The 6536-nt window shown below is 71.5% G+C and carries 6 protein-coding genes; all 6 read left to right on the plus strand.

The features are described from left to right. The 6 genes from nusA to truB all read left to right on the plus strand — a co-directional run bounded on the left by nusA (nucleotide 1) and on the right by truB (nucleotide 6398). Complete coding sequence (gene nusA / locus ACWGSR_RS21510) at nucleotides 1-1002, plus strand: transcription termination factor NusA (protein ID WP_366372278.1); 1002 nt, start codon at nucleotides 1-3, stop codon at nucleotides 1000-1002. Nucleotides 1003-1076: 74 nt separating this feature from the next. Beyond that, complete coding sequence (locus ACWGSR_RS21515; RefSeq protein WP_366372279.1) at nucleotides 1077-1358, plus strand: YlxR family protein; 282 nt, start codon at nucleotides 1077-1079, stop codon at nucleotides 1356-1358. 145 nt (nucleotides 1359-1503) lie between these two features. Continuing rightward, nucleotides 1504-4590 carry a translation initiation factor IF-2 gene (gene infB, locus ACWGSR_RS21520; RefSeq protein WP_453568215.1) on the plus strand — a complete coding sequence of 1029 codons (3087 nt, stop codon included), beginning with the start codon at nucleotides 1504-1506 and terminating at the stop codon, nucleotides 4588-4590. A gap of 148 nt (nucleotides 4591-4738) precedes the next feature. Further along, complete coding sequence (locus tag ACWGSR_RS21525) at nucleotides 4739-5032, plus strand: DUF503 domain-containing protein (protein WP_030217805.1); 294 nt, start codon at nucleotides 4739-4741, stop codon at nucleotides 5030-5032. A 29-nt stretch (nucleotides 5033-5061) separates the two neighbouring features. Then, a complete protein-coding gene (gene rbfA / locus ACWGSR_RS21530) occupies nucleotides 5062-5502 on the plus strand; it encodes a 30S ribosome-binding factor RbfA (RefSeq protein WP_062751943.1) in 441 nt (146 codons plus the stop codon). Beyond that, a complete protein-coding gene (gene truB, locus ACWGSR_RS21535; RefSeq protein ID WP_366372281.1) occupies nucleotides 5499-6398 on the plus strand; it encodes a tRNA pseudouridine(55) synthase TruB in 900 nt (299 codons plus the stop codon). The genes rbfA and truB overlap by 4 nt, the downstream gene beginning before the upstream one ends. The last annotated feature ends 138 nt before the right edge of the window (nucleotides 6399-6536 follow it).

The following is a 6536-nucleotide window of genomic DNA, read 5'->3' on the forward strand; positions in this document are numbered from 1 at the left end:
GTGGACATCGACGTGAAGCTTCTCAAGGGCTTGGCGCATGAGAAGGAGATCTCCTTCGACCTGCTGGTCGAGGCGATCGAGTCGGCCCTCCTCATCGCGTACCACCGCACCCCCGACGCCCGCCGCCACGCGCGCGTGGAGCTGGACCGGCACACCGGTCACGTCACCGTGTGGGCCAAGGAGGACCCCTCCGACCTGGAGGAGGGCCAGGAGCCCAAGGACTTCGACGACACCCCCTCGGACTTCGGCCGGATCGCGGCGAGCACCGCCCGCCAGGTCATCCAGCAGCGGCTGCGGGACGCCGAGAACGACGTGACCTTCGGCGAGTACGCGCGCCGCGAGGGCGACGTCGTCGCCGGTGTGGTCCAGCAGGGCAAGGACCCGAAGAACGTCCTGGTCAGGCTGGACGACAAGCTGGAGGCCATCCTTCCGGTCCAGGAGCAGGTGCCGGGCGAGGACTACACCCACGGCCTGCGCCTGCGGACGTACGTCGTCCGGGTCGCCAAGGGCGTCCGCGGCCCCTCCGTCACCCTTTCGCGCACCCACCCCAACCTGGTGAAGAAGCTCTTCGCCCTGGAGGTGCCGGAGATCGCCGACGGCTCGGTCGAGATCTCGGCCATCGCCCGCGAGGCCGGCCACCGCACCAAGATCGCCGTCCGCGCCACCCGTTCGGGCCTGAACCCCAAGGGCGCCTGCATCGGCCCGATGGGCAGCCGCGTCCGCAACGTGATGGCGGAGCTGCTCGGCGAGAAGATCGACATCGTCGACTGGTCGGACGACCCGGCCGAGATGGTGGCGAACGCGCTCTCCCCGGCCCGGGTCTCCAAGGTCGAGATCGTCGACCTGGCCGCCCGTTCGGCCCGGGTGACGGTGCCGGACTACCAGCTGTCCCTGGCGATCGGCAAGGAGGGCCAGAACGCCCGCCTGGCCGCCCGCCTCACCGGCTGGCGGATCGACATCCGTCCGGACACCGAGCAGGCGGACCAGGACGAGCGGGCCTGAGACCGTTTTTGGCCAACGACTGTTCGATTCTTGCCCCAAACGGGCGGGGTCGGTACGGGGAGGTAGACTTAATCGTGTCTGGCCGGACGCACGCCCGCGTGTGCCCTGAGCGAACCTGTGTGGGATGCCGGGAGCGAGCGGCCAAGAGCGATCTGCTGCGGATCGTGGTGAACAAGGACGAGTGCGTTCCGGATCATCGCGGTACGCTGCCCGGCCGGGGTGCGTACCTGCACCCCGCCGTGGTCTGTCTCGATCTGGCGGTCCGCCGCCGAGCGTTCCCGAGGGCCTTCAGGGTCCAGGGCCCGCTCGACACCGCGGCACTCCGCCGTCACGTCGAGCGATCGGCACAGCAGTGAAGAAGTACGGCACGGAACACCGTGCGGTCAGGTACCTCGCGAGTTGGAAGTAGGTCGAGATTGCGATGAGCACTCGATGAGTACGCGATGAGTACGCCCATGAAGTAGCGACGGTCCGGCGGTAACCGGACCTCAAAGGAGCGAAGTGGCTAAGGTCCGGGTATACGAACTCGCCAAGGAGTTCGGCGTGGAGAGCAAGGTCGTCATGGCCAAGCTCCAAGAACTCGGTGAATTCGTCCGTTCGGCGTCCTCGACGATCGAGGCGCCGGTCGTGCGCAAGTTGACTGACGCTTTGCAGGGTCCCGGCGGCAACGCCGGCAAGACCGCTGCCAAGCCCGGCGCGCCCCGCAAGGCGACGCCCACCCCCGCCGCGCCGAAGCCGGCGCAGGCCTCCCCCGCGCCGTCCCCGGCGCAGGCCGTACGTCCCGCCGCCCCGAAGCCTGGCGCGCCCACCCCGGCGCCCAAGCCCGCGGCTGCGGAGAAGCCCTCGACGCCGGCCGCTCCCGGCCCGCGTCCCACCCCGGGTCCGAAGCCCGCGGCCGCGCCGAAGCCGGCGCCGGCCTCCCCGGCTCCGACCACCCCGGAGTTCACCGCGCCTCCGGCGGCCCCCGCCGCCGGTCAGCAGCGTCCCGCCGGCGCGACCCCGGGCCCCCGCCCGGCCGCCCGTCCGGGCCAGCAGGCGCCCCGCCCGCAGGGCCAGGGCGCGCCGCGCCCCGGCGGCCAGCAGGCCCCCCGTCCGGGCGGTGCCCGTCCGGCCGGTCCCCGTCCGGGCAACAACCCGTTCACCTCGGGCGGCTCCACCGGCATGGCGCGCCCGCAGGCGCCCCGTCCCGGTGGCGGTGCCCCGCGTCCCGGCGGCCCCGGTGCCGCTCCGGGCGCTCCGCGTCCGCAGGGCGGCCCCGGCGGCGCCCCGCGTCCGCAGGGTCAGGGCGGTGCCCGTCCGACTCCGGGCGGCATGCCCCGTCCGCAGGCTCCCCGTCCGGGCGGCGCGCCCGGCGGCAACCGTCCGAACCCGGGCATGATGCCGCAGCGTCCCGCTGCCGGCCCGCGTCCCGGCCCCGGCGGCCGTGGTCCCGGTGGCCCCGGCGGTCGTCCGGGCGGTCCCGGTGGTGGCGGCGGCGGTCGTCCCGGCTTCGCCGGTCGTCCGGCCGGTCCCGGCGGTGGCGGCGGCGGCTTCACCGGCCGTCCCGGTGGTCCCGGTGGCGGCGGCGGTCGTCCGGGTGGTCCCGGCGGTGGCGGCGGCGGCTTCGGCGGTCGTCCCGGCGGCTTCGGCGGCCGTCCCGGTGGCCCGGGTGGCCGTGGTGGCACGCAGGGCGCCTTCGGCCGTCCCGGCGGTCCCGCGCGTCGCGGTCGCAAGTCGAAGCGTCAGAGGCGCCAGGAGTACGAGGCCATGCAGGCCCCGTCCGTGGGCGGCGTGATGCTTCCCCGCGGTGGCGGCGAGGTCATTCGCCTGTCGCGCGGTGCCTCCCTCACCGACTTCGCCGAGAAGATCGGCGCCAACCCGGCGTCGCTCGTCGCGGTGATGATGAACCTCGGCGAGATGGTCACGGCCACGCAGTCGGTCTCCGACGACACGCTGCAGATGCTCGGCGACGAGATGAACTACACCGTTCAGATCGTCAGCCCCGAGGAGGAGGACCGCGAGCTCCTCGAGTCCTTCGACATCGAGTTCGGCGAGGACGAGGGCGGCGAAGAGGCCCTGGTCTCCCGTCCGCCGGTCGTCACCGTCATGGGTCACGTCGACCACGGAAAGACCCGACTGCTCGACGCGATCCGCAAGACGAACGTCGTCGCGGGCGAGGCCGGTGGCATCACCCAGCACATCGGTGCCTACCAGGTGGGCACCGAGGTCAACGGCGAAGAGCGTCGGATCACCTTCATCGACACCCCGGGTCACGAGGCGTTCACCGCCATGCGTGCCCGTGGTGCGAAGTCGACCGACATCGCGATCCTCGTGGTCGCGGCCAACGACGGCGTCATGCCGCAGACGATCGAGGCGCTCAACCACGCCAAGGCCGCCGGCGTCCCGATCGTCGTCGCGGTCAACAAGATCGACGTCGAGGGTGCCGACCCGACCAAGGTCCGCGGCCAGCTGACCGAGTTCGGTCTGGTGGCCGAGGAGTACGGCGGCGACACGATGTTCGTCGACATCTCCGCCAAGCAGGGTCTGCACATCGACTCCCTGCTCGAGGCCGTCGTCCTCACCGCCGACGCCTCGCTCGACCTGCGGGCCAACCCGAACCAGGACGCGCAGGGCATCGCGATCGAGTCCCACCTCGACCGCGGCCGCGGTGCGGTCTCGACCGTCCTGGTCCAGCGCGGAACGCTGCGCATCGGCGACACCGTGGTGGTCGGCGACGCGTACGGCCGCGTCCGGGCGATGCTCGACGACAAGGGCAACAACGTCGAGGAGGCGACCCCGTCGACTCCCGTCCTGGTGCTCGGTCTCACCAACGTGCCGGGTGCCGGCGACAACCTCCTGGTCGTCGACGAGGACCGTACGGCGCGTCAGATCGCCGAGAAGCGCGCTGCGCGCGAGCGCAACGCCGCCTTCGCCAAGCGCGTCCGCCGGGTGTCCCTCGAGGACCTCGACAAGGTGCTCAAGGCCGGTCTCGTCCAGGAACTCAACCTCATCATCAAGGGCGACGCGTCCGGTGCGGTCGAGGCCCTGGAGGCCTCGCTGCTCCAGCTCGACGTCGGCGAAGAGGTCGACATCCGCGTCCTGCACCGCGGTGTGGGTGCGGTCACGGAGTCGGACATCGACCTGGCCATGGGCTCCGACGCCATCGTCATCGGCTACAACGTCCGTGCGGCCGGCCGTGCCGCGCAGATGGCGGAGCGCGAGGGCGTCGACGTCCGGTACTACTCGGTCATCTACCAGGCGATCGAGGAGATCGAGGCGGCGCTCAAGGGCCTCCTCAAGCCGGAGTACGAAGAGGTCGAGCTCGGCACGGCGGAGATCCGCGAGGTCTTCCGCTCGTCCAAGCTGGGCAACATCGCCGGTGTCCTCATCCGTTCGGGCGAGGTCAAGCGCAACACCAAGGCGCGCCTCGTCCGCGACGGCAAGGTCATCGCCGAGGACCTCACGATCCACGGTCTGCGCCGCTTCAAGGACGACGTCACCGAGATCCGCGAAGGCTTCGAGGGTGGTATCAACCTCGGAAACTTCAACGACATCAAGATCGACGACGTCATCGCGACGTACGAGATGCGCGAGAAGCCGCGCGCCTGATCGCGTCCGATCGCAGCAGTGAGCAGGGGCCGGTCGGCGGAACTTATTCCGTCGATCGGCCCCGGCCGTTGCGTGTACGGTTCCTGGTGTACCCGCCCTCTGGTGGGCGGGGCCACTGACCCCGAACCGGCGGGACATCCGGACACACATGTACGTGGGGACACTGTCCTTCGATCTGCTCCTCGGCGACGTGCGCTCGCTGAAGGAGAAGCGCTCCGTCGTCAGGCCGATCGTCGCCGAACTCCAGCGCAAGTTCGCGGTGAGCGCGGCGGAGGTCGGCGGCCAGGACCTCCACCGGCGGGCCGAGATCGGCGTCGCGATGGTGACGGGGGACCCGGGACACCTCAGCGACGTGCTGGACCGGTGCGAGCGGCTCGTCGCCGCCCGGCCGGAGGTGGAGCTGCTGTCGGTGCGCCGCAGGCTCCACACTGATGAAGACTGATCGAGCAAGGCGAAGAAGGAGAAGGACCAGTGGCCGACAACGCGCGGGCGAAGAAGCTGGCGGACCTCATCCGGGAGGTGGTCGCCGAGAAGCTGCAGCGCGGCATCAAGGACCCCCGCCTGGGTACGCACGTGACCATCACGGACACCCGCGTCACCGGTGACCTGCGGGAGGCCACGGTCTTCTACACGGTCTACGGCGACGACGAGGAGCGCGCGAGCGCCGCGGCCGGCCTGGAGAGCGCCAAGGGCATCCTCCGCTCGGCCGTGGGCCGGGCGGCGGGGACCAAGTTCACCCCGACGCTGACCTTCGTGGCCGACGCCCTCCCGGAGAACGCCCGCACCATCGAGGACCTCCTCGACAAGGCGCGCGCCTCCGACGCCCAGGTGCGGGAGGCCTCCTCGGGCGCCTCCTTCGCGGGCGAAGCCGACCCGTACAAGAAGCCGGGCGAGGACGACACCGCCGAATGAGCGACAAGACCCCCACGCCCGACGGCCTTGTCATCGTCGACAAGCCGTCGGGCTTCACTTCGCACGACGTCGTGGCCAAGATGCGCGGGATCGCGAAGACCCGCCGCGTCGGCCACGCCGGAACGCTCGACCCCATGGCCACGGGCGTCCTCGTCCTCGGCGTGGAGCGGGCGACCAAGCTCCTCGGTCACCTCGCGCTGACCGAGAAGGAGTACCTGGGCACCGTCCGCCTGGGCCAGACCACGATCACCGACGACGCCGAGGGCGAGATCACGGCGTCGGTCGACGCTTCGAAGGTCACCCGCGAGCAGATCGACGCCGGTGTGGCGGAGCTGACCGGCGCCATCATGCAGGTGCCGTCGAAGGTCTCCGCGATCAAGATCGACGGCAAGCGCTCGTACGCGCGCGTGCGCGGCGGCGAGGAGTTCGAGATCCCGGCCCGCCCGGTCACCGTCTCCTCCTTCCGGGTGTACGACGTCCGCGAGGCGGTCGCCGAGGACGGCACCCCCGTGGTCGACCTGGTCGTCTCGGTGGTCTGCTCCTCCGGCACGTACATCCGCGCCCTCGCCCGCGACCTGGGCGCCGGGCTCGGCGTGGGCGGCCACCTGACCGCGCTGCGCCGCACCCGGGTCGGCCCGTACAAGCTGGACTCGGCCAGGACCCTGGAGCGGCTCCAGGAGGAGCTGACGGTCATGCCGGTCGCGGACGCGGCCGCGGCGGCGTTCCCCCGCTGGGACGTCGACGAGAAGCGCGCCCGGCTGCTGCTCAACGGCGTCCGCCTGGAGATGCCGGAGTACCCGAAGGGCCCCGTCGCGGTCTTCGGGCCGGAGGGGAAGCTGCTCGCGCTGGTCGAGGACCAGCGGGGCAAGGCGAAGAGCCTCGCGGTCTTCGGCTGAGGGCCGGCGGAACGGGAACGATCCCATGAGTGGGGGGGGGGGGGCGGGGGGGCGACGCCCCCCCCCAGGAAAACACACCCCCACCCCCAACACGAAGAAAACACACTAAAAAAAACACCACAGGAGGGGGGCTGGGGA

This window comes from Streptomyces sp. NPDC055632, assembly GCF_053618675.1.

Bases quoted from the DNA above. Each gene is read 5' to 3' on its own strand.
- ACWGSR_RS21525 (WP_030217805.1), top strand. From the start codon at position 4,739: ATGTACGTGGGGACACTGTCCTTCGATCTGCTCCTCGGCGACGTGCGC.
- truB (WP_366372281.1), top strand. From the start codon at position 5,499: ATGAGCGACAAGACCCCCACGCCCGACGGCCTTGTCATCGTCGACAAG.